The following is a 25,407-nucleotide window of genomic DNA, read 5'->3' as shown; positions in this document are numbered from 1 at the left end:
GAATCCGCAAAAATGGATACCCATTAAGTAAAACTTGAAACATCTATTCCACTTTAATTAAAACGATAAATCCAATTACGACTGGGCTTCACGATTTTTTATAAACTCAAGCGCAGCATCGATCCGTTGGCTAACACGCTCTTTACCAATCAACTGCAGAGTAACATCAAGATTGGGTGATTGCCCTCCACCGGTTACCGCAACTCGCAATGGCATACCGATCTTACCCATGCCCACGCCTAAAGCCTCTGCGGTCGAATCAATCGCAGATTGAATCGCTTCAGGTTGCCACTCGGTTAATCCATTTAAGCGGTTTTGTACTTCACTCAATGGCTCTTTCGCTACAGGACGTAAATGCTTTTTCGCTGCTTTTTCATCGTAACTGTCAAAGTCAGCGTAAAAATAACCAATAGAATTCGCAAATTCCTTCAATGTTTGCACGCGATCGGCAAACACAGGAATTAAAGATTCAATCGCTGGCCCGTTTGTTAAATCAATTTGATGATTCTCTAAATGCCACATCAATGCTTCTTTAACTTTTTCAACCGGCATTGTTTTCATGTAATGCTGATTTAACCAGTTTAATTTTTCGGTATTAAAAGCGGAGGCGGCTTTATTGATATCGTGAATATCAAATAATTCGATCATTTCTTCAATGGAAAAAATTTCTTGATCGCCGTGTGACCAACCTAACCGTACTAAATAGTTCAAAACAGCTTCACGCAAATAACCGTCGTCACGATATTGCATAACTCCAACCGCGCCATGACGTTTTGATAATTTTTTTCCATCATCTCCAAGTATCATGGGAACATGAGCATACTCTGGAGGCTTTGCATTGAGTGCTTTAAATATATTAATTTGGCGTGGCGTATTATTAACATGATCGTCACCTCGAACGACTTGAGTGATTTTCATATCCCAATCGTCAACCACCACCGTGAAATTGTAAGTCGGAGTCCCATCCGTACGAGCAATAATTAAATCATCCAATTCGCCATTGGAAAATTCAATGTTGCCTTTCACTGCATCAGCCCATTTTACGGATCCTTCGGTAGGATTTTTAAATCGAATCACATGCGGTTGCGAAAGATCACGTTCCTCAGGTGTTAAGTTTCGACATTTACCGTCGTAACGTGGCTTTTCTTTGTTCGCCATTTGCGTCTCACGTAGCTCATCTAAACGCTCTTTGGAGCAAAAACACGGATAAGCATCACCTTGTTCTAATAACTGTTCGGCGACTTCTTTATAGCGATCAAATCGCTTGGTTTGGTAATAAGGTCCTTGAGTATGGTCAAGACCTAACCAACTCATACCATCAAGAATGGCCTGAACTGCCTCATCAGTTGAGCGCTCCCGGTCGGTATCTTCAATTCGTAAGACAAACTCACCTTGGTGTTTCTTTGCGTGCAACCAACAATAAAGGGCTGTACGAGCACCACCAATGTGTAAATATCCAGTCGGGCTAGGAGCAAAACGAGTAACAACAGACATTAAGATCAATTCCTGAAATTTTGAGAGTGCGTATTTTATCAATGCCAGAGAAGCGAATAAAAGCTTTGCTGCGACAAAATGTAAAAAAAATGAAATTTACCATTGACCAATACCATTCGTTACCATAGAATGCGCCCCGTTCTTAAGGAGTGGGCGCTTAGCTCAGTTGGGAGAGCATCGCCCTTACAAGGCGAGGGTCACTGGTTCAAGTCCAGTAGCGCCCACCACTCCAAGCACTTTTTCAACGAACAAGTATTTAATCCCCGCGCCGATTCCAACTTCAATAAGCCAAACTCAAATACGCTACCTGAAAGCTAAAAACCTCTTCAAGCTTCTGTTAACGCTATCAACACATATTCAATTCAAATTAATAAAATCTGTGTGCTTCAAGCAACTCGTTTTGTAAAGCCCTATCAGAATAATTTGTAATCTTCACTAAGCGATATTTTCCCTTTCACAACCAATAGCTCTGGCCAATATTAGAGTTTTTGCTCCCAACTAGTTATTTTTTCGCGTCGTGATACTATGCTTTCATTAATTCGCTTGCGTCGATCAAAATAACAATGAAAAAAAAGCAACGCTCTGTGTTTCGCTCCAAACCCAAAAAGTCACTGGCACGACGATTATTCGGCAAAATTATTGGGTTATCGCTAATGATTATTCTGGTGGCTATCGCTGGTGTTTACTGGATTCTTCAAGCATCAGAACCAACTTATGAAGGCCAAGTCACTTTAAGCCAACTGGAAAACACCGTCTCAATTGAAAGAGATGCTCTAGGAACGGTTAAAATAGAAGCTCAGTCTCGAGTTGATCTAGCACGAGCATTAGGCTGGGTTCATGGCCAAGAACGTTTCTTTCAAATGGATATTTTACGGCGTCGCTCCGCCGGAGAATTATCCGAAATCTTTGGTCGAGCAACACTCGAGATCGACAAAGCCACTCGAATTCATCAGTTTCGGCAAAAAGCCAAAACCATTTATGAAAGCCTCTCACCTGAACAAAATAATATTCTTCAAGCTTACGTTGAAGGGGTCAATCGAGGCCTGACGGATCTTGCTACCAGCCCTTTCGAATATTGGGCCTTGCAGACAGAGCCCGCAGCCTGGCTTCCCGAAGACTCAATCCTTGTCGTATTTTCGATGTATTTTCAATTACAACCCAGCACAATAGAGCGAGAAAAAGTTCTCAAAGCCGGATTTAATACCTTGGAAGAATCATTGTTTGATTTCTTACTTCCTCTGGGCACTGAGTTTGATGCGCCACTCGACATGAGCAAGCTGTCTTTACCCGGTATACCAGGAACGATTAGCAACTTAAACGGTTCGCCTGAGTCGGAGCAACCCTCCTCCGATAATGAGGCCAATTCAACCTCTGAGCCGAAAGTTGACGATGGCGATGCCATTCCCGGTAGCAATAATTTTGCGATTAACGGACCTCGTGTAAAGGGTCAAGGTGCTATCGTTGCTAGCGACATGCATTTGGGGCATGGCATTCCCAACATCTGGCTAAAGGTCAATATGAGTTACCCGAAGAATTCAAAAATCATCCAACTGGATGGCGTAACTCTGCCGGGAACGCCTTTATTGATCGCTGGCACCAATCACAAAATCGCCTGGTCCTTTACCAACAGTTACGGCGATTTCTCTGATGTTTATGAATTAAAAAAGAATCCAGACAACGAAAATCTGTATCAACTTAATAATGAATGGTATGAATTTCATTACGCCGAAGAAGTGATTCTTGTGAAAGGAGAATCGCCCGAATCCATTACCATCAAACAAACCATTATCGGGCCCGTGGAGCAGCAAGATAAAGACAAAGCCTGGGTTTTCCTTTGGATTGCACACAGTCAAAGAGCGGTAAACTTGAACCTTATAGCTTTTGAAAGTGCGGAAACGGCCCAGCAAGCCATTCAACTCGCACCCAATGTTGGTATTCCTGCGCAAAACCTGGTTGTCGGCGACGCTGCCGGCAATATAGGCTGGACCATCGCAGGCCCTCTGCCAAAGCGAATGCCTTCAAGTGACCCCTTTACCACCCTGGCGCATAACAATGGTGTGATTCAATGGCTCGAGGCAACCAACTATCCAACAATCATTAATCCGGATTCTCATGCTATTTGGACCGCCAATGGTCGGATACTCGGCGGACGTGACTTTGCCAAAATCGGAAATGGCGGATATGCCATGGGCGTGCGCGGAAAACTGATAAGAGACCGTCTATTGGAATTATCCGATGCTAATGAACAAGATTTGCTACAAATACAGTTAGAAACAAGAGCTGAACTGTATGATCGCTGGCAAAAGCATTTACAGCAATTTTTGGTGTCTCTGATTCAATCAACGCAAAAGGCAACCCCAAAACATCAATCGTTAGATCATTATCGTGAATACCTGGAAGTCATCAACGATTGGAATGGTACCGCTGATGCCGATCAGGCTGGCTTTACTTTACTCAAAAAATACCGCATTCAATTACGAAAATTACTACTTGAGCCTTGGGTAAAGAAAATGGACCCACAAGCCAAACGCTATTTTTCTTACTACTCGAAGCAATACGAATATTCGCTTTGGCAAATTGTGAATCAGCAGCCACAGGCATTTCTTCCCGAGGGTTTCAAAGGGTATAATGAGGTTTTTGCTCGAGCTCTCGACAAAGTTATTGAACAGCTCACGCAAAATAATCAGGTACTCGGCGATCAAATCTGGGGAGAACACAATCGACTGAACATTCAACATCCTATCAGTCGAGGTCTTTCTCCACTGTCGTGGTTACTGGATCGGCCGAAATATCCAATGCCAGGGGATGTCGATTCGCCGCGAGTCCAAAAGCCAAGTTTTGGCGCCTCACAACGTATGGTAATTGCTCCGGCTAAAGCCAATAATGGACTTTTTCATATGCCGGGCGGACAATCGGGGCACCCGCTTTCACCTTATTACAGTAAAGGTTTTGAAGATTGGGTGAGTGGCAAAGCAACACCATTAAAAGCACAAAGTACAGTTTATCGATTAACACTTAAACCAAAGTAACGAACATTATGAGCAAAGCTAGTATTGAGCAATTGAATGAAATTCTGGGAAAAGACCAGGTAATAACTGACCCCGATTCACTCGAACAATACGGACAAGATTGGAGTAAGCTATTCACTCCCAATGCAATGGCTGTACTACGCCCCAACTCCATAGAGCAGGTGCAAGACATTATCCGTTGGGCGAAAGAACACAAAGTTGCCATTGTTCCGTCAGGCGGCCGAACCGGATTGAGTGGCGGCGCTTATGCGACGCAAGGTGAAGTTGTATTGAGCCTAGATCGAATGAATCAAATTCAATCATTTAATGCTGTCGATCAAACGGTTGTCTGCGGTGCTGGGGTTATCACGGAACAATTACAAAACTTTGCTGAAGAGAATGATCTTTACTACCCTGTCGACTTTGCGTCTACAGGCTCCAGTCAGATTGGTGGCAACATTGCTACTAACGCTGGTGGCATAAAAGTCATTCGCTGGGGCATGACTCGTGACTGGGTTGCTGGTCTAAAAGTAGTGACCGGCAATGGTGATTTGCTTGACCTGAACCAGGGGCTGGTTAAAAACGCGACTGGCTATGACTTTCGGCACCTGATGATTGGCAGCGAAGGCACCTTAGGCATTATTGTCGAAGCCACCATGAAACTCACCCGCAAACCCAAAGAGTTGACCGTTATGGTGTTAGGCTTAAACACCCTAAAAGATGTTTATCCTGTTATGGAACAATTTCAAAAAAGCTTGTCGCTCACAGCGTTTGAATTCTTTTCTGAGCAAGCATTACAACACGTGTTGTCGCATCATGACTTGCAGCGACCATTCGATTCTGAGTCCGACTTTTATGTTTTGATCGAGTTTGAAAACGATTCCGAAGCCACGACCGACCTCGCCTTTGGCGCCTTCGAAAAAGTCATGGAACAAGGCTTAATCGTCGATGGCGTCATCAGCCAAAGCGAAACACAGGCTGAGCAATTATGGGGATTAAGGGAGCGGATTTCTGAATCCATCAGCGTGCGAACGCCCTACAAAAATGACATTTCTGTCGTACCGAGCAAAGTGGCCGACTTTTTATCAGCCGTCGACGGCATTGTAAAAGAGAAATACCCGAGTTTCGAAATCATCTGGTTTGGTCATATTGGTGACGGTAACCTGCATTTAAATATCTTGAAACCCGAAGATTTGGCCGTTGATGAATTTGTTGCGCAATGTAAGCAGGTTAATCCTTTGATATTCGATGCTATTCAATCGCTTGGTGGAAGTATCTCGGCCGAGCATGGTGTTGGTCTGGTCAAAAAAGATTATCTACCTTACAGCCGAAGTGAGATCGAAATTACTTTAATGAAGCAGATTAAAAAGGCTTTTGATCCCGCGGGAATTCTAAATCCCGGAAAACTCATCGATTGTTCCGAATAAAAACTGAAAACGCATAGCGAGCGCCAGTAAATTTATTTACAATGCGCTCGTTTTCATCACTGAGTCTTCCATGATATTTTTAACCATCAGCATTTTGGTGCTCGCGATCGCTCCTGTTGTAGCGAAGGTATTTGATCGCTCTCCCCATTATGAACACCTTCTCTCAGGCTTTCTGATTATCGTACTGGGCGGTATTGTTGTAGCTGAGCTCATGCCGCTATCTTATGCCAATGGTGGTTGGCTAGTCATTCCTTTAGCTATTCTGGGTTTGACCGGCCCGACTCTCATCGAAAAATTGTTCCAGAAGGCTGCCGACAGCACTCATCAACTCACACTAATAATCGGTTTTAGTGGACTACTTTTGCATGTCATGGTCGATGGTGCCTCTCTTAACGAATATAAGTCCATAGATTCAGCGTCTAAATGGCTTCCTTTTGCCATTGTGCTTCATCGAGTTCCTGTCGCTTTGTCTGTTTTATGGATCATCAGACCCGTATTTGGCATTAAAGCGGTTTGGTATGCCTTAGCTGGCCTGAGCATTTTCACTCTATTTGGCTATGTTCTCGGTGTTCAAATGGAATCGGCGATGAACTCACAGAGCTTTGCCTGTTTACAAGCCTTCGTCTCTGGAACCTTACTGCATGTTTTACTCCACCGGCCACATCGCCATAGAGGCAACGGACATTCGCATAATGGCCATTCTCACGGTGATCAGTCTGACAACGAAAAACAAGCTCACAAACACCATCATCACAATATTTTTGAACAATTTAACCACTGGGGTCGATTTCATCTTATTGGCGTGGTGATAGGAGTCATTACCTTAACCCTCCTCTCCCTTCTTCATTAGCTTTCAGCAACATTCAGTGACAATCCCGCTTGGCACGATGTTTGCGATTTCATCAAAGATCCAGTATCTCTATTAGAATGTTCCCCATTTGGGGATATTACAAAGGTTTTTGCATGAATACGTTCGTTAACAACCCCATCGAAATAAACCAAGGTCTGTCGCTGAAACGCATTATTCTCAGTAGTGTTTTGCTCTTTTTGGTCTCCGTGACTGCCATTAATGGCTGGCTGATAACGCAACTCATCGATTCTGTCGGCGCCAAGCTAGGAGAAGCTGCTTTCGAGGTCAGCAAGTCAACCGTCGAATCTTTGTTACCACAGGAGTTTTCGCGCAGCGAAGCGATTGTTTTCCAAAGCCAAACAACCACTGAGGCCTCACACGATTTTGAAATACGCCGTTTGCGCGTACCTCCTCCGCATATTCAACTTAAAAAAGAAGTTGAATTGCAATTAGCCGATAGCGCGAACAGCCGCTCAATTCTATTAAAATACGGTAAACAACAATTCGATATTGATATCCCACGAACACAGTTAGAGAAATCTATCGTCACCGCCAGAAATACCATTATCATTCTGAGCGCGATTATTATTATTTGTTCATTAATCTTCTTTTATTGGTTTGCGACACGAATTTCAACACCGATAAAAAAGATTTCTTATACCAGTTACAAAATTGGCAGTGGTGAATTCGGAGCTACAGTAGATAATGACACTCAGCCTATCGGCCAAGAACTCAAGCAGTTGGTATTTTCCATTAATAAAATGTCAACTCATTTACAACAATTGGAAAAAGAAAAGCAGAAGCTTCAAGATCAACAAACTACCAGCGAAATTTCTGAAATTACTCGAGGCTTAGCTCACAGCATTCGCAACCCGCTGCACACTATTTTACTATCTCTCGAAGTATTACCAGAGAATCTGTCAGAGCAAGAATCGTTTAAAGATAATATTAAAAATCAAATTGACCGCATTGATCGTCATATTAAAAACCTGATGAACATTGCTACGCACCAATCACTAACCAGTGAATCTATTGTACTCGACGATCTAATTAACCGTATTGTAAAAGAAAACAATCATGAAAAGCTCCTGTTAAACTGGCAGAACACATCAAGCTCAATAATAAAAATTCAAGGCGTAGAGTCCGAGCTGTATTCCATTGTACAACCCATTATTGTTAATGCTATTGAATCTTATTCGAAAGATGAAACCGCTTATATTGATATCACGCTAGCCAAAGAAAATAACCAATTTCAACTCACTATCGCCGACAAAGGTAGCGGTTTGACAGAGAAAATTAAACACAATTTATTTAAACCACACGTCACATCAAAATCATATGGCGCGGGAATGGGACTTTATATTGCACAGCGCCTGGTGAAAGGTCGGTATCACGGAAATATTAGTGCCCAAGATAATAAACCCAAAGGCACTGTCTTTACCGTCACTCTGAAAAACCGCGAGGATTAATGCTGTGAATATTTTAATAGTCGAAGATGAAAAAAATCAACGCGAACTCATTAAAACAATTATTGAGAAATCGACTGACGATATTTGTAATGTCTCACACAGTGCTGAAGATGCATTGTCTCAATTAAAAAAGCAACGTTTTGACTTAGTGCTTTCCGACTGGCAGTTGGGTGAAATGGATGGATTAGCACTTATGGAAAACTGTCAAAAACAATATCCCGATACATCATTTATATTAATGACGGCCTATGGCAGCATCAGTCATGCAGTAACGTCAATACGAGCCGGGGCCGATGATTATTTATCAAAACCTTTCGAAAAAGAACAACTTTTATTTGTAATCAATAAAATCCGTAATGCACGTCAACTCAAAGCGGAAAATCTAAATTTAAAAACGGCAAATTTGGCCAAAGAGCGTCTGGGCAATATCATTGGTTCATCGTCGAGAATGCAACAACTTTATCGTCAAATAGAAAAACTTTCCGACACTAACATTACAGTGCTGGTACATGGAGAAAGTGGGACAGGAAAAGAGTTGGTCGCAGAAGCTTTACACAAACATTCACATCGTAACAATCAGCCTTTCATTGCCGTTAATTGCTCTGCAATTCCCGATAGCATTGCTGAATCAGAACTTTTTGGCGCTGAAAAAGGCGCGTATACCGGTTCGAATCAACGACGAGAAGGTAAAATTAAGGCTGCTGATGGCGGTACACTTTTCCTAGACGAAATTGCCGACTTAACACCTGCCATTCAAGCGAAACTGTTACGGTTTTTGCAAGAAGGCAAAATCATGCGTGTGGGATCGAATCAGGAAATTTCAGTCGATGTTAGAGTGATTACCGCTTCTCATAAATCCTTATCACAGGAAGTCAGTCTCGGAAATTTTCGTGAAGATCTTTTTCATCGCCTCAATGTTATTCCATTAGAACTTCCGGCATTGCGAGAACGACTCGATGACTTACCCAGTTTACTCGACTTTTTTATTCACAAATTCTCGAAAAAGCATCAATCACAACCAATACAATTCAATCGGTCGGCTATCAATGCTTTATACGATTACCACTGGCCAGGAAATATTCGTGAATTAAGTAATTTGGTAGAGCGTCTAACAATACTCCATTCTGAGCAGCCTGTAGATTGCCAAGAACTCCCCTTTTATCGAACGACACCAGAACTGAATGATACTTTCGAGTTGCCACCAGAGGGTATTAATTGGGATGCACACGAGAAATCTGTTTTGTCACAAGCCTTAACACGAAGTCAAGGCAACCGCACAAAAGCGGCACGATTGCTTGGTCTAAATTATAAGGCCTTTTTGTATCGACTGGAGAAACATAATATCGCTTGACCATTTGGGGAGCATTTTCCTGATTTCGGGAACTAAATTGTGAATAAATTTAAATTAGATTCGATACGAACTGTAAAAACAGCCTGTTTTTGGGCAACTCAGAGGCGTTTGATCGATCTGGCACAGAATTTGGAACAGCGGGTATGACATTCATAAAAAAGGTTAATTCAAAATGAAAAAAATCGCTCAATTAGTTAGTCTTATTGCTCTTTCAACCGCTGCGTCGCTCAGTTCTGCAGATGAAGAGAAAAACGTCTCTGTGTTTGTCAAAAAGATGAACGATGATGACACCCAGGTTGAACTGAAAGTTAATAACAAAGTCGACATTTTTAATTTACCAGAACTCTCGAAAGGAGAAGAGCATACGTTTACTTCTAAATCAGGAACGGTATACACAATATCGAATTCCGATGGCAATATTAAAATTGTTTCTGAAGGAGCAGAAGACATTATCATTCCTCTTCCTGATAAAAATCACCTTGTCGCAAAAGTGAAGGCGCTCAGTGATCGTGAAAGTCTGCATCAAGATGACGCTATCAGAATCATGGCTGCAGGTCTTACAGATGATCAAAAGGAAACGATTAAGGCATCCATTGCCGCTGCAGGCATCGTAAAACCTGTTAAATTTGTCGAACATCGCATGCTGTTTATTACCGATGACGCTGACACTGGAGATGTAAGAATTGAAAGAAAAATTCGCATTGAGCATTCTCATGAAGAAGTAGAAATACCTAAAAGCAATCAGTAATACACACTTCTAATAGCGAGCTTAAAATCAATTTAAGCTCGTTTTTACATATTCATAACTGACATTAAAGAAACAAAAGCTGTGTAACCAGTAAAAGCCATCATTTAAAATCTCGCTAAGTCTCGTCATTTGAACAATTGATATATGTGTACTAGAGTTGAACAAAAAAGCTCATAGGATGCCGTTTACTTATGACTAAATTGCTAACCTCTAGTATCACAGCTCTGTCTACTTTATGTTTAACCAGTTGCAGTAGTGAATTTTTACGCGCTCTGGATCAAGCAACGGTCGGTATGGGCGGCAAACCGACCTGCCAGTATAGTCGAAATAAGCAAACCGATTCTTACAAAGGGTATAAAGTAACTTGGGGCGGCTATTGCAACTATTGGGAAGTGAAAGTCTCAAACTGGAGTCGGTATACCATTAAGTGTCGTTTGCATAATGGAAGCGGAAGATTTTACCGCAATTTATTTGTTAATCCGGGACAAACGACCGACGAAATGTCGATCGCTCATATGCGTGATCCTTTTTACTATAATTGCGAAAGCTGGGCTCGTGCTCCCTATATGGTCAAATCAAAAGGAAAACTGGCCCTCGAACAAAAAATGAATCAAGGAAAAATATACAACCGGGTGCAAAACAAGAGTAACCGTAAAGCCCAATGTTATTTCAAACGTGGCAAAGCTTATCTATTAAAACAAGTCGTTCAACCTTATGGCTGGACGCAATGGAAATATACCGGCACAGCGAAACTCAGCTATGGTTGTCGACGTATTTAAATTGAATTATTCATTATTTTCTTGGGTATTTAATAATAAATCAATTGTCCTGATTGACTCACCCCAATACTTTTAGCTCCTGAACGACGAGGATCAGACGCACCATACACTTCTTTCTCGTTCAGCTTTGAAATGGATTGAACACTACCACCAGCTCGGCTTTCCTGAATATTTTGACCACGTTGTTTTAACGATTTAATAGTATCTGGTGAAAACCCCGTTTCCATAAATAAAGTATCCGGAAACCACTGATGATGAAATCTCGGCCGATGAGCAGACTCTGAGACATTCATTTTGAAATCAATGGTATTAATAATCTGATGCATTACCGTCGTGATAATGCGACTACCACCGGGACTTCCAGTAACTAAAATAGGATAACCGTTTTTGAAAATAATAGTCGGAGTCATCGAGCTCAAAGGTCTCTTTTTGGGTTCGATGGCATTGGCTTCACCACCAATCAAGCCGTATGCGTTTGCTACGCCAGGTTTCGCTGAAAAGTCATCCATTTCGTTATTTAAAAATACGCCGGTTCCAGGAACAATTTTTCCTGAACCAAAACTAAAGTTTAGAGTGTAAGTATTGGACACCACATTTCCCCATCGATCGATTACGGAAAAATGCGTCGTTTGCCGACTTTCTTTGTCATCAAACTGATTGGGAGAAATTTTGTCTGATGGTGTTGCTTTCGATAAGCTAATTTTTTGCGCGATTGACTTAGCGTATTTTTTGTCGATCAATTTCTTAGTCGGTACAGTGAAAAAATCAGGATCTCCCAAATGCTTACTTCTATCGGCATACATGTATTTAAAGGTTTCGGCCATCACGTGAATGTGATCGGCACTCCCCCAACCCATTTCAGAAAGATTGAAGTTTTCTAAAATATTTAACCCTTGAATAATATGAATACCACCAGAACTTGGCGGCGGCATGGAAACCACATCAAATCCGCGATACGAACCTTTGATCACCTCGCGCTCAACAACTTTATAATTTTTTAAATCTTTCTTGGTGATCAATCCATCATTGTCTTTCATATAGGATTCGAATTTATCAGCAACGTCACCTTCATAAAAACCTGCAGCGCCTTGCATTTTTATTAGATTGAGTGTTTTTGCTAAATCAGGAAAGCGCATAACCTCACCCACACGATAACTTTCAGCATCCTCTTTAAAATATATTCGAGAGACTTCATCATCTTGAACAAGTCGAATTTTACGGGCGTTCAATGAGTCCAAAAATGGATTGTCGGCGATAATTCCTTTCTCAGCTAGATTAATCGCAGGCTGCATCACCTGCTCACGACTCATTGTTCCATATTTCTCTAAAGCGTGTAGTAAACCAGCGACCGTTCCTGGAACACCACTTGATTTCAATGAAAACCGCGATTCAGTTAATGAAACCTGGCCGAATAAATTTAAGAACATATCATCTGTCGCGGCATTCGGCGCCATTTCTCGATAATCTATAGCGATGGTTTTATTTTCTTTTGCCAAGTGAACTAACATAAATCCACCGCCGCCCAAATTACCAGCTTTAGGTAACGATACGGCTTTGGCAAATCCCAATGCAACCGCAGCATCAACAGCGTTGCCACCTTGTGCTAATATTTCAGCGGCTATTTGCGATGCCCGGTGTTCTTGTGAAGCGACCATACCGCCATCAGATTTAACAGGTCGATGGATTGAATTCCACTCGATTAACGCATCATTATTATTATCTGCCCAAGCTAATGAAAAAATAGCTGTTATTAGTACCAAAACACTGTACTGCTTCACGACTTCTCCCGAGTAAAATATTGTGATAAATCCGTCAATTCAAAATAACCAGCTTCTATTAAATACTCAACACCCTGGCTAATTTTCTTATTCAATTCTGTTGGGTGGGAATTCTTTCTACATTCGAATAAATAGACACCTAACTTACCTTGGCGATGCAAGTGGCCTATCAAGTCTGCCGATAAATATGCAAGAACAGTTCGATTGAGAAAATTTGTTTTATGAGGTGAAAATGGAGTCGGTATTTGTGTCACTATAAACTCTAATTTGAGCAAACGACCGTTACCACAGTCAAAAGAACGATTATTAATGAGCTGATAAAAATCGAATAATTTTTTCATATTTTCCTGAGTACTGCCAGATTCAAGCATGATAAAAGAACTTTCATCCCATCGAGAAATTAGATCGTCACCAGTGACATACTCTTGTATCAGTTCACTAAAATCAGAAATAGCAGCTTCTACATTGGCTTTAAATTCTAGACTCAATAATTGCTCGTGATTAGCAATAGACACAGCGATAAGGCTGCCCTCAGGAAACTCCATTTGATTGGAGCGGAAAAACGCATCTTCATTATTAATGATTGCCTCAAAGTAACGTTTCAAATAAAAGTTTGTCAGTTTGTCTTTTTTATTAAACTCTTTTATCTTACGATCATAAAAAATTGCTTTTTCTTTTAATGTGTAAATTTCTTGTTCATTAATTTCGTTTTTATTCTTCTCACTCTCTAGCTCCATTCTGAGCTCTTTAATGTAGTTACGATTACCATCTAACTCTTGCTTTATTCTTTGACCTTTAAGTTTAACGCGCCTTAACCAAATAAATAACACCGTCCCTACGAGCGACAACACAATAAAAAGATAAACAAGGAAAGCCCACTTCGAATCCCATATATTTGCCTTAACATCGAGTGTTATTGTTAGCTTTTGTTCTCCCCAAAATCCGTTTTGCTGACGCGACTGAACTTCGAGCGTATATTTACCGGATTCAAGCCCAAATAGATTAATAATTCGGGCATCGGCAAGATTAATCCACTCATCGTTCAAACCACTCAATCGATAACGATAATGTTGACCTTCCGCATCATGAAAATTAATCGCAGCTACCTTTATTGATAAATAGTCAGAACGTTCATCGAGTATAATATAAGGCGTAACATCGGGCGAAATGTAATGCTTTTGATTATTAATAGAGACATCGATCAGTTTGAGAGGCGGTTTGGTATCTGTATTCTCTAATTGCTCTGGATAAAAAGTGGTAACGCCATTAACGCCACCAAACATAACTTCACCCTCTGAACTTTTATGGCTCGCCCAAATATTAAACTCGTTACTTTGTAGTCCATCTTTAACATTAAAATGGCTGACTTCATTATCAGATGTCTGGAACATCAATAGTCCAAAGCTTGAACTCAACCACAAAGCATCGTTAGTACCCGATTGAATACCATAAATTGAATCACTGATGAGTCCATCATCTTCAGTAAAACGAACAAAGTAACTTTTTGCTAGCGAGTTTTTATCGACTCTCAGTTTATTCAATCCATCACCGGTACCGATCCACAAAACTCCGTGTGTATCTTCGTAAATCATCTGCACATAGTTATTGCTAATGCTTTTTGAGTTATTTTCGTCGGTTAAGAAAATATGCTGTTTATCGCCATTAGGTTCAAAAGCGACTAATCCGCGATCCGTTCCAATCCAAATTATGCCATCAACATCTTCATAGATTGAATTAATGTAATAATCGTCATCACCAACGATAGATTCTAAACGCTCGGTAAAAATTTCAGTCGTTAATGACTTTTCCCTGTAAAACTCACCATCAATATCTTTCACTTTTATTAATCCGGGACCTTGTGCAACCCATAAGTCGCCATTATGGTCTTCAGAAATGTAAGTAATATAACCCGATAAGTTTTTATCCTTAACCAATAACGCACTCGAAGTGTCTGGGTTATAGATAAATAATCCCTCAAAAGTACCTATCCAAAGGTTATCGTAAATATCAAAATGTAGGCTAGTTACAAATTGCCGAGTCAAATCGACATCAGGATTAGAAGACTGAATATGCGTGAGCTTAGATCGATCGGCATTAACACGAAAAACACCTCCGCCATACGTTCCGATCCAGATATTCCCCAGTAGATCAGAAGTCACACTATGCACCGTATTGGATGTTTTAAAATCGCTGGCATTACTTCTTGTCAAATAATGTCGAAAAACCTGTGTTTGAGGATTCCAGATATGAAATCCTGCATCATAGGTTCCAATCCAAATTAAACCGTTAGAATCTTCATAGACTTTAGTAATGTCATTCGAAAGTAAACCGTATTTATTGATCAAATTCTGTCGGTAAATCGTGAAGCTATTTGTTGCGGCATTATACAAATTCAATCCATTGCCTGTTGCTACCCAGACGCGATTGGTAGAATCAACATAGATATCTTGAACCGAATTGTCGCTAATCTTTTCTAACCCGGTAGAATCAACATGATAATGCGATGTTCTACCGCTTAACAAATTGATTGCGAACACACCTTGAGAACTTCCCACCCATAAGGTGTCTTGATCTTTCGAATGAATTGACGTTATCGAGTTATTAGCAGTATTGCCACTTAATAAATCGAAACAACGCTTTTCTTCTGTTAAGTTAATTAGGTCAACACTGAACAAACAATCTTTATTGCCATAATATAAAGTCGAACCATGACTAAATAAACCGCGTATTGATTCGTTTATTGAATCTGATTTAACTTGAACTACATGATGATAAGGAACGAGTTCATTTTGCTCTTCCTTATAAAGAAATAGCATTCCATCTTGAATAACCCAAATTTGAAAATAGATGTCCTCAACGATTGCGCTTATCGATCCACGAGCATTAATGCTACGGGTTTGAACGGGTAAAAAATTCCCATCAATATCCCTGATAACCAACCCTTTCTCGGTTCCAATCCATAGATTTCCCTTTGAACCAACCATCAACACATTAATTTTGCTATCGACTAATGAGTTTGGATAGCCAATTTTCCTTTTAAACGTTTGAAACTCATAGCCATCGAATCGATTTAATCCATCTTCGGTACCGATCCAAATAAAACCATCTTTACTTTCTGCAAAAGCAGTGACTGAATTTAAAGACAGACCATCATTGATTGAATAATTACTGAGGTGTAGTTGAGGTTCGATTGAAATGGTATTTTTTGCATTGAGCGGGGACAAGCAGGACAACAGCCAGCTTATCAACACACCAGTAACAACACGGGCAGAAAAGAATGATTTACGAATCTTTACGTTGATGATCAACATTAATCCTTATATCAGACAGTAACTCGGGACGAATTCCCTGCTTACTTTGATAAAACGATCTTAACCATTCAAAGTCTTTTTCAATATCGCCCGACGGTTCCAGTAATGGACCAAAACCAACTTCTTTTGTTTTTTTATCAAGATAAATCAGTTGAATAGGCACTTTAGCTTTATATGCCACCCGATAAAAACCTGTTTTCCAATATGATTTTTTACTTCGAGTGCCCTCTGGCGCCAACGCAAACCGATAGACATCTTTAGTCTGGAACTTTTCGACAATTTGGTCAACAACGTCCTTTGCTTTACCTCGGTCTACCGGCTCACCACCCAGCGAACGCATGATCCAACTTAATGGTGGCCAAAATAAAGTGTGTTTTCCAATAAAATTAGGCTTTAACTGAGTCGCCGAGCGAAACAGTAGCATCAATGGAAAATCCCAGTTCGAGGTGTGCGGTGCAAAAATGTACACGCACTTATTCAGTTCAGGCTGTTGACCGACAATTTTCCAGCCTAAAACCTTTAGCATCCAACGAGAGAACGATTTCAAAAGTCAGCCTTAGCCATTGCCTTCGTTATGAATGTCCATGACCATATCAACATCTTCAAGATTATTTTGATTCGACTTTGCATCATCATTACGCGCCTCTTCAAGAGCGTCAAGATAAGCTTGATCAACATCACCGGTAACATAGTTGCCATCGAAAACAGAAGTATCAAAACCTTGGATGTTTGGATTACCTTCTTTGACGCATTCAATCAAATCCGACAAATCTTGATAAATCAGTTTATCCGCTCGAATAAGAGCTTGCACTTCTTCCACCGTTTTACCGTGCGCTACCAACTCATCTGCCGCCGGCATATCAATACCATATACATTAGGATAGCGCACTGGAGGAGCAGCAGAGGCAAAATAAACCTTTTTTGCACCAGCTTCACGTGCCATCTCAACAATCTGTTGACTGGTCGTGCCGCGGACAATCGAATCGTCCACCAAGAGTACGTTTTTATCTTTAAATTCCAATTCAATGGCGTTTAATTTTCGCCGCACGGATTTTCGCCGAAGTTGTTGTCCCGGCATGATAAAGGTGCGTCCAATATAACGATTTTTCACAAATCCGTGGCGCATTTTTAAATTCAAACCATGAGCCAACTGCATCGCGCTGGTAGTTGAGGTATCTGGAATCGGAATGACAACATCAATATCGTGATCGGCCCACTCTCGCTGAATTTTTTCTGCTAATTTTTCACCCATGCGCAGCCGAGCTTTATATACAGAAACATTATCAATCATCGAATCGGGACGCGCCAAATAAACCTGTTCAAACAGGCAAGGTGTCAAGCGCGCATTATCATCACACACCTGGCTGTGCATCTCGCCATTAAAATCGATAAAAATTAGTTCTCCGGGAGCAACATCGCGAATCAAGTCGAATCCTAAAGCGTCTAACGCAACACTTTCAGAAGCCGTAATAAATTCGGTACCTTTGTCCGTTTCACGCTTGCCAATAACCAATGGCCGAATGCCAGAGGCATCTCGAAAACAGACTAAACCGACATCTAAAATGACAGCAACGGCGGCAAAACCACCATGGCAGCGCTTGTATAATTCTCTACCAGCCTGAAAAATCTCTTCTGGCTTTGGAGTCAAAGAACAGGATTTCTGTAACTCATGTGCCAACACATTGAGCAAAATTTCAGAGTCAGAACTGGTATTAATATGACGGCGATCGGCCTTATATAACTCTTCTTTTAAAGCTGCAGCATTCGTTAAGTTGCCATTGTGCGCCAGCGCAATACCATAAGGAGAATTAACATAAAACGGCTGAGCTTCCGCCGAACTTGAGCAACCAGCCGTTGGATATCTCACATGACCGATACCAACATTCCCAGCAAGACGATGCATGTGACGAACTTGAAAAACATCGCGCACCAGGCCATTAGCTTTACGCATAAACATTCGACCATTATTTAAGGTCACCATTCCGGCAGCATCTTGCCCACGATGCTGCAAAACCGTCAGCGCATCATAGATATTTTGATTAACAGGATATTGACCGATTATTCCAACTATACCGCACATAAAACAACTGCCTTTAATTACCTAATTAGCTTTGAGATATCGAAATATCAATTTCGGGAGTGACGTCAGGAGTGTTATTTTTAAGATGTTCATAAAACCATCCGCCTATTAATTCAAAATGCTCTTTCAACTGCGATTGCTGCCACCAGGTATCTTGCTCGACGGGTGTAAAAACCTTAAGAGATATCACCAAAACAGAAACAATAAGCACACCACGAATAGCACCAAATGCCATTCCCATCATTCTGTCCATGCCGCTTAAACCCGCACGTTCAATGAATTGACTGAGTAAAAAGTTGACGAGCCCAGACATGGTAAGTGTTAAAAAGAATAGCACACCCCAAGAAATACCCATACGAAGGCTGGGCGTTGAAATATGATCGGAAAGTAAATTGGCGAGATCCAGATAAAACCATTTAGCGACAAAAAAGGCAAGGATCCAACCGGCAAGCGAGAAAGCTTCACGAATAAAACCTCGAACTAAACTGATTAGTGTCGAAATCAAAATCAAGATTAAAATAGCCCAGTCAAACCAAACCATTTATTACTGCGTCCCCAGTCATGTATCGCAGCGCGCATTTTAACAGAGCGAAGTTCGGAAACCTAGCGCTTAATCAATAAGATATCTGATTACTGTCGTTGAGGATTCCAAGCCACAACAATGGGGCTCAGGCGCGTAATATCGGTAATATTCGCTAATTGTTTTTCAGCTTGTTCCTTTTTCAACCAAGGTCCAACATAGACACGATACAATAATTGATCCTTTTCCAGTTCAACGGGACGCACAAACGCTTTCAATCGTTGTTCTTCTAAACGTTTGGATAATAACTCAGCGTTAGCGTGTGAAGAAAAACTCCCTACTTGTACAACCCAAGAGTTTTCTTTCAATCCTGAATCAGCCACAGGCGACGGTTTTTTCTTTGCCGATTGAACAGTCTTTTTTTGTTTCTTTGGTGATATAGCTCTCTCTGATGTCGAGTCGTTATTAGACTGAACTGCTACACTTGGCTTATTTTCTGAGACAGATTGAGCAGAAGGATCTTTCGTCGAATTTTGCCGTTCCGACTCTCTTTTTTCCGTAAAACTCTTTTCTTTTTGATTTTCTTTCTCGGTCGATTCGTCCAGTTGACCCGAATTTTCGGCCTGACGGTTATCTTCGTTAGACGTCAGCTGTTCAGTTTTGGACTGACTTGATTCAGTAGTTTCGTCGTTTCGCTTGACAGGCATTTTACTTTCACTAAACGGCTTTTCCGGAACTTGAGAAACAAACGTTTTTCGTTCCTTTTTTTGCCCCAGAATACCCGGCAAAAAAATAACAGCAACCGCAACCAAAACAATTGCGCCGATGAGTCTTTGTTTGACTGTTTGCTCGAGTGCCATTAGCTTCCGTCGGTTGAACTTTGACCTAGGTATTCAACCATGTTTGCGACCACATGAAAAGAACCAAATACTAAAATACCCATTGAGTCTGTCTTTTCAGCCCAGACTTCCGAAAATGCCGATAACTCATCATTAAATAGCTGAGCCTTTCGACCATCAACAAAAGATAATTTATCCATTAACTCTTTTGCCGTCTGTCCGCGCGGTCCATGTGTATCAACAAAGCACCAATGTTCGATATCGTCCGCTAGATCGCGTAATGCAAGTTCTGCCTTTTTGTCCTTTAACAATCCACAAATGCCAACCCAATGTTTAACATGATCAGCTTTGCTCATTTTATTTTTCAAATTAGCAATCGCCTGTGGATTATGTGCAACATCTAACCAAACGTTCTTGAAATTTGCAAAAGTTTGCCAGCGTCCCGGTAAGACACAGTTGGGAATCGCGTTAAAAACGTCTGTTTCAGAAATGGAAATTCCCAACTCTAAGCACGCAAGCACGGCACAACGTAATGATGTTGGAAAAATAGTTTCAGCAAAAGGTCGCTCGCAATGGTGACTCCACCAAGATAAATGTGCTTCAATATTATCGGATGAAATCTTTCTCGTTGTCTCCGGCAAATACTCTGCTGTTAATTGAACAACCGATTCTCCACCTAATATTACGGTACTGTCAGGACGCACAATTCCTGATTTTTCACCGGCGATTTGCGTCAATTCGGACCCCAACCAATCTTCATGATCAAAGTCGATGCTGGTAATAATACTGCAGACATTATCAATAATATTCACAGCGTCGAGCCGCCCACCCAGACCGACCTCTAGAACAATAACATCCAACGGTGCTTGAGCGATCTGATACAAAGCTGCCAAAGTTGTAAACTCAAAATACGTGAGTTCAATGTCTCCGCGAGTTTGATCGATAGCAGTGAAAGCTTCGACCCACTGGTCGTCACTTTGTTCCGTTCCGTTAATGCGTAATCGCTCGTTGAAACGAAGAATATGAGGAGAGGTATAGGTCGCAACACGTTTACCTTTAAAGGTTAACAATGCTTCTATAGCGGCAACCGCGGATCCTTTTCCGTTGGTACCGCCCACAGTAATAACAGGCGTTGTTAACGACAATAACTTTAGTCGGGTCGCAACGGTTTTAATTCGATCCAGACCAAGTTCGATATGGGATGGATGGATTGACTCAATAAACTCGAGCCAATCCGTAAGACTTTTAGGTTGTGACACAGAAATCAGTCTTCTTCTGCTTCAACTTCGACTTCTGCTTCCGCTTCCTCTAATTGACGCAAGGGTTCTTTTTGATGCGTTAGTTTAGAGAGTAACGAAGCGATTCGAGTTCGCATTTCTCGGCGATCGACAATCATATCAATCGCACCTTTTTCGAGAAGAAACTCACTGCGTTGAAAACCTTCAGGTAATTTTTCGCGTACGGTTTGTTCAATAACTCGTGGTCCCGCAAATCCGATCAACGCATTGGGCTCAGCAACATTCACATCACCTAGCATTGCTAAACTTGCTGAAACACCGCCCATTGTCGGATCAGTTAATATTGAAATAAATGGAATACCTTTTTCAGACATTCTTGCTAACGCAGCACTTGTTTTTGCCATCTGAAATAATGACAAAAGTGCTTCTTGCATACGCGCCCCGCCACTGGTTGAAAAACAAATGAGAGGGCAATTATTTTCCATTGCATAGTTTGCAGCTCGAACAAACTTTTCACCTACGACGGAAGCCATTGAGCCGCCCATAAAACTAAACTCGAACGCGGCACATACCACAGGTATTTCCAGCAACTCACCAGACATAACAATTAAAGCGTCGTCTTCACCGGTAAGCTTTTGCGCACTGCTCATGCGATCTTTGTATTTTTTTGAATCTCGAAACTTTAGTGCATCAACCGGTCTCAAACCATCTGCTATCTCTTTTCGATTGTCGGGATCCAAAAACTTTTCCAAACGTCGTCGAGCGCCAATTCTCATATGATTGCCGCATTTTGGACACACTTCTAAGTTGCGCTCTAATTCTGAACGATACAGTACCGATGCACATTGATTACACTTCGACCAAACGCCTTCTGGTATCGACTTCTTGCGACTGTCGACAGACGTGTTTCTCTTGGGAAGCAGTCGTTCTAACCAGCTCATAATTTCCTCAATGTTGCATTATTATTGATAAATAGCGGCGAATTTTACCATGACTGAACGATTAGAGTAGTCAAATTTGTCTCAATCTGGTCCTATCAGTCAAGCATCCAAAGACCTTGTTCCGGCTTAGGAATATTGACGGTATTGCCATAATTAGCTTGAATAAAATACAAACCATCAGGCTTTGCCGTTGGCGCCGCTTGCGTGCGATCTTTTTTCTCCAATAATTCTTTTATCCAACTAACCGATTGCTCTTTGCGCCCGACGCAAATTAACGAGCCGGCGATATTACGCACCATATGATGGAGAAAAGCATTGGCGGTTATATCGATAATAACATAAGGCCCTTTGCGAAAAACTTTAACTTGAAACACATTTCGAAAAGGCGTTGGTGACTGACAACTCGAAGCCTGAAAAGAACTGAAGTCTTGCTCACCGACCAAAGCCTGTGCCGCTTCGTGCATTAATGATTCATCCAATGGATTTCTAATCCAGGTAACCTGTCCAGTCAATACAGCAGGTCGCGGTTTTTGATTGGCTATTACGTATCGGTAGCGACGGGACAAAGCCGAATAGCGTGCATGAAAATCATCGCTCATCTGCCGTGCCCAGATAATAGAGATGTCGTCGGGCAAATGCGCATTTCCCCCTAACACCCAAGCTTTTTCAGGACGACTGACATCAGTTTCAAAATGGATAACCTGCCCAAGGGCATGAACCCCACTGTCGGTTCTTCCAGCGCAATATACACCGATGGGATGATTGGCTACTTTTGATAAGGCGGCTTCGACGTGAGCCTGAACAGAAGGCGAATGGCTTTGTCGTTGCCATCCGCTGTAAGACGTACCAAGATATTCAACTCCAACCGCTACAATCATAAAAACAACATCTTGGTACGTAAATTATCGAACTATATTTTTTGTAATAAGCTCATGGCTTCGTTTTTGTGTGCTTCGTTACCTTCTTCGACAACTTCATTCAAGATTTCTTTTGCACCGTCAGTATCACCCATATCAATGTAAGCGCGAGCTAAGTCTAATTTGGTTGATGCCTCATCAGTTCCGTCCATCAGGTCGTCGTCCAATCCGTCGTCGTCATCTAAATCGAAGTCACCGTCAAGATCCATATCACCGTCGAGATCCAGGTCACCACCCAAATCATCATCAGAGCTTCCTAAGTCGGCTCCACCTAGATCGGAACCACCAAGATCGGTATCACCGAGGTCAACGTCGGCATCTAAATCCATGGATGCCAAGTCATCATCGGCTCCGGCATCAAGGTCGATTGCATCATCTAAAGATTCACTATCCAAAGATACATCATCATCATCTAAGTCTAACGATATGTCGTCATCACCACCCAAATCACTGGTATCATCATCTAACGAGAAGTCATCGTCATCCAACGATGCTGCCGCATCAGAAGAAGAATCATCATCGATATTAAAGTCCATATCGTCCGTATCGAAAGACTCGTCTTCACCACCAATATCTGGTTCGTCCATATCATCGAGTGATATATCGCTTTCAGTATCGAGGTCATCGAGTGAGAAGTCATCATCTGAGGTTAAATCAGGTTCTTCTTCACCAAATATTTCTTCGGTTGATGGTAATTCGAATTCGTCTTCAACCGAGGATTCACCCGGCCAAGCTTGTGCTTTCAGTTCACTGACCTGTCGCGCGGCATCACTGTCTGACGCCCAAACGTCACTGTGTAAATTTTCGAACTCCTCAAACGCAGACTGATCTTTCGTTTCAGCAAAACACTCAAGCAACTTCACTTTCAAATCACTGCGTTCAGGATGTTGTTCAATCGCTTCTTTTAACAGCTTCTCTGCCTGATCGTATTTACCGTAGGCAATGTAAATGTCTGCCTCTCCCAAAGGATCAGCATCAGTTGAGCTGTCATCATCGAACACATCGTCGGAATCAAGATCACCAAGAAGGTCATCACCGACATCGGGCATATCAATACTTTCTTCAGTATCAAATCCTGAACTCTTAGTGGTACCCACCAAATCATCTTGGAAGTCTTCGTCAGACATACGTTGACGCATTTTCCAGAACACTGCGAGCACAATAAGTAAAATAACTAAGCCACCAGCACCAGCCAGAATGTAAATATTTTCGTACCAAGCCTCTGACGCTTGCGGAGGTTGACTTAAACTTGATTTAGGTTGACTGGGTGATGTGTCAGCTTTCGTGTCTGCAACAGTATCATCAACTTCAGACTGAGAAGAGGTTGATTCAACAGCATCATCGGTCATTGAATCCGAAGATGTCATATCATCCATCGAGCTTTCAGTTACTGAATCTTCCACGGTTGAGTCACTGGTGGAAGCATCGTCTTCCATCATTGAATCATCAATGCTTGAGTCCATTGTGTCTGTTAAAGACTCGTCGGTTGTCTCTTCAGAGGCAAAAACATCATCTTGATTGGCCAGCGCAGCGCCTGCTGTAGAATCGACATCAACCGCTGACGACTGTTGATCCTCGAGCTTTCCCAACGCATCTTGAAGCTTTCGTCTTAATTCTTCATTCTCAGCTTCGAGCGTGGCGGCTGCTTCTTTAGTGCTGGCTAGCTCAGACTTAAGCCGATTAACTTGTTGGCCATTAACCGACGCTCCTGATGAATCTCCCGAAGAAGAGCCCGGTGATGATAGCCTAAGACGGTCCCCGCCACGAGTTGCTCTTTGGTTAGAGGAACTGCGGCCTGAAGTATCTAAAACGGTGTCGCGACTGCCACCACGTAAGCGGGCGACCATATCTTGTAATGCGGCACGATGAGGTGTCGATGCGATTTCGCTAGCGGAAGGAATATCAAGTACCGCACCCTCTTTCAATAGATTGATATCGCCATTAAGAAATGCATCCGGGTTCGCGCGAAAAAGCGCTACCAGTGTTTGATGAATCGTCGCGTTGGTGGGACGAACTTTTGTTGAAATACGCCAAAGGGTCTCAGCGTTTCCCACCGGGCCATACGATGTTCCGGAAAAAACAGGTTGCTGTGAAGGAGGAGTCGATGTACCCGAAGAAATGCTTCGTGTTGTCTGTCTTGCAGGTGGCGTATACGTTTGCGTCGTTTGTTGCGCCAGACTGCTGGCTTGATTCACCGTTGACGAGCGAGATTCTGAAAAAACAGGCGGATCCAACAGCAATGTGTATTCCCGCAACATTCGACCTTTCGGCCAATTCAATTCAACCAGAAAATTAAGAAAAGGTTCTTTAATGGGTTGGCGTGTTGTGATTTCCACAACCAGTCGTTCTGGCCCACGTTTCACCGTTTTAAAACGGAGTTCCCGCAAAAACCCCAAATAATCGATGCCAGCTTTTTCAAACTCGGCACGACTTGCGAGGGTAGCAGCGACCTCAAACTCGGACATGCCTTCCGGGGAAAACAATTCAATTTCGGCCTTTAATGGCTGATTAAGCCCAGACTCAAGCTTAATTTCACCGAGCCCCAAAGCACTGACACCCACCGAAACAGCGCCGAGGACAAAAACCAAAACCAGGCTAAGTTTGCGAAACATATAAAGTTCCCTTTAGTTACTGGCTCTTAATAGAAACCCGTTTTA

The 25,407-nt window shown here is 41.9% G+C and carries 18 protein-coding genes and 1 tRNA gene; 8 read left to right on the top strand and 11 right to left on the bottom strand.

Annotated features, from left to right (window positions below):
* Positions 1 to 75: 75 nt before the first annotated feature.
* Positions 76 to 1,494, bottom strand: coding sequence for a glutamate--tRNA ligase (gltX, locus tag FAX86_RS19745; RefSeq protein WP_144395218.1), 1,419 nt, complete (start codon positions 1,492 to 1,494; stop codon positions 76 to 78).
* A gap of 151 nt (positions 1,495 to 1,645) precedes the next feature.
* On the opposite strand from gltX, the gene FAX86_RS19740 reads away from it, so the two are divergent.
* The 8 genes from FAX86_RS19740 (at position 1,646) to FAX86_RS19705 (ending at position 11,126) form a co-directional block, all read left to right on the top strand.
* A tRNA-Val gene (locus FAX86_RS19740) sits at positions 1,646 to 1,721 on the top strand.
* Positions 1,722 to 2,057: 336 nt separating this feature from the next.
* On the top strand, positions 2,058 to 4,523 hold the full coding sequence (locus tag FAX86_RS19735; protein WP_144395217.1) for a penicillin acylase family protein: 2,466 nt from the start codon (positions 2,058 to 2,060) through the stop codon (positions 4,521 to 4,523).
* Positions 4,524 to 4,531: 8 nt separating this feature from the next.
* Complete coding sequence (locus tag FAX86_RS19730; RefSeq protein WP_144395216.1) at positions 4,532 to 5,929, top strand: FAD-binding oxidoreductase; 1,398 nt, start codon at positions 4,532 to 4,534, stop codon at positions 5,927 to 5,929.
* Between the two features lie 97 nt (positions 5,930 to 6,026).
* The gene (locus FAX86_RS19725; RefSeq protein WP_144395215.1) at positions 6,027 to 6,779 is read left to right on the top strand and encodes a hypothetical protein; all 753 of its coding nucleotides are present in this window, start codon (positions 6,027 to 6,029) and stop codon (positions 6,777 to 6,779) included.
* A 113-nt stretch (positions 6,780 to 6,892) separates the two neighbouring features.
* On the top strand, positions 6,893 to 8,248 hold the full coding sequence (locus FAX86_RS19720; RefSeq protein ID WP_164503683.1) for a sensor histidine kinase: 1,356 nt from the start codon (positions 6,893 to 6,895) through the stop codon (positions 8,246 to 8,248).
* A 4-nt stretch (positions 8,249 to 8,252) separates the two neighbouring features.
* Positions 8,253 to 9,599 carry a sigma-54-dependent transcriptional regulator gene (locus FAX86_RS19715; protein ID WP_144395213.1) on the top strand — a complete coding sequence of 449 codons (1,347 nt, stop codon included), beginning with the start codon at positions 8,253 to 8,255 and terminating at the stop codon, positions 9,597 to 9,599.
* A gap of 172 nt (positions 9,600 to 9,771) precedes the next feature.
* The gene (locus FAX86_RS19710; protein WP_144395212.1) at positions 9,772 to 10,347 is read left to right on the top strand and encodes a hypothetical protein; all 576 of its coding nucleotides are present in this window, start codon (positions 9,772 to 9,774) and stop codon (positions 10,345 to 10,347) included.
* Between the two features lie 191 nt (positions 10,348 to 10,538).
* Positions 10,539 to 11,126 (top strand): hypothetical protein, encoded by a 588-nt coding sequence (locus FAX86_RS19705; protein WP_144395211.1) that lies wholly within the window; start codon positions 10,539 to 10,541, stop codon positions 11,124 to 11,126.
* Positions 11,127 to 11,155: 29 nt separating this feature from the next.
* Here FAX86_RS19705 and ggt read toward each other — a convergent pair whose 3' ends face one another.
* From ggt to FAX86_RS19655, 10 genes are all read right to left on the bottom strand, one after another.
* Positions 11,156 to 12,904: a gamma-glutamyltransferase gene (gene ggt, locus FAX86_RS19700; protein ID WP_246128685.1), complete on the bottom strand. Its 1,749-nt coding sequence runs from the start codon at positions 12,902 to 12,904 to the stop codon at positions 11,156 to 11,158.
* Positions 12,901 to 16,215 (bottom strand): ligand-binding sensor domain-containing protein, encoded by a 3,315-nt coding sequence (locus FAX86_RS19695; RefSeq protein WP_144395209.1) that lies wholly within the window; start codon positions 16,213 to 16,215, stop codon positions 12,901 to 12,903. Before FAX86_RS19695 ends, ggt begins: the two co-directional genes overlap by 4 nt.
* Complete coding sequence (locus FAX86_RS19690; RefSeq protein WP_144395208.1) at positions 16,187 to 16,762, bottom strand: lysophospholipid acyltransferase family protein; 576 nt, start codon at positions 16,760 to 16,762, stop codon at positions 16,187 to 16,189. The genes FAX86_RS19695 and FAX86_RS19690 overlap by 29 nt, the downstream gene beginning before the upstream one ends.
* Before the next feature lie 9 nt (positions 16,763 to 16,771).
* Positions 16,772 to 18,295, bottom strand: coding sequence for an amidophosphoribosyltransferase (gene purF, locus FAX86_RS19685; RefSeq protein ID WP_144395207.1), 1,524 nt, complete (start codon positions 18,293 to 18,295; stop codon positions 16,772 to 16,774).
* A 25-nt stretch (positions 18,296 to 18,320) separates the two neighbouring features.
* A complete protein-coding gene (locus tag FAX86_RS19680) occupies positions 18,321 to 18,836 on the bottom strand; it encodes a CvpA family protein (protein WP_144395206.1) in 516 nt (171 codons plus the stop codon).
* A gap of 89 nt (positions 18,837 to 18,925) precedes the next feature.
* Complete coding sequence (locus FAX86_RS19675) at positions 18,926 to 19,675, bottom strand: SPOR domain-containing protein (protein ID WP_144395205.1); 750 nt, start codon at positions 19,673 to 19,675, stop codon at positions 18,926 to 18,928.
* The gene (locus tag FAX86_RS19670) at positions 19,675 to 20,913 is read right to left on the bottom strand and encodes a bifunctional folylpolyglutamate synthase/dihydrofolate synthase (protein ID WP_164503682.1); all 1,239 of its coding nucleotides are present in this window, start codon (positions 20,911 to 20,913) and stop codon (positions 19,675 to 19,677) included. Before FAX86_RS19670 ends, FAX86_RS19675 begins: the two co-directional genes overlap by 1 nt.
* A gap of 5 nt (positions 20,914 to 20,918) precedes the next feature.
* Positions 20,919 to 21,833 carry an acetyl-CoA carboxylase, carboxyltransferase subunit beta gene (accD, locus tag FAX86_RS19665; RefSeq protein ID WP_144395203.1) on the bottom strand — a complete coding sequence of 305 codons (915 nt, stop codon included), beginning with the start codon at positions 21,831 to 21,833 and terminating at the stop codon, positions 20,919 to 20,921.
* 95 nt (positions 21,834 to 21,928) lie between these two features.
* A complete protein-coding gene (gene truA, locus FAX86_RS19660) occupies positions 21,929 to 22,711 on the bottom strand; it encodes a tRNA pseudouridine(38-40) synthase TruA (RefSeq protein WP_144395202.1) in 783 nt (260 codons plus the stop codon).
* Between the two features lie 32 nt (positions 22,712 to 22,743).
* Positions 22,744 to 25,362, bottom strand: coding sequence for a motility hub landmark protein FimV (locus FAX86_RS19655; RefSeq protein WP_144395201.1), 2,619 nt, complete (start codon positions 25,360 to 25,362; stop codon positions 22,744 to 22,746).
* Between the last annotated feature and the right edge of the window lie 45 nt (positions 25,363 to 25,407).

It is taken from the genome of Pleionea sediminis, assembly GCF_007570825.1.
Classification (GTDB): Bacteria; Pseudomonadota; Gammaproteobacteria; order Enterobacterales; family Kangiellaceae; genus Pleionea; species Pleionea sediminis.
Note: the sequence above shows the minus strand (reverse complement) of the source record. Positions and strands in the feature narration are given on the sequence as shown.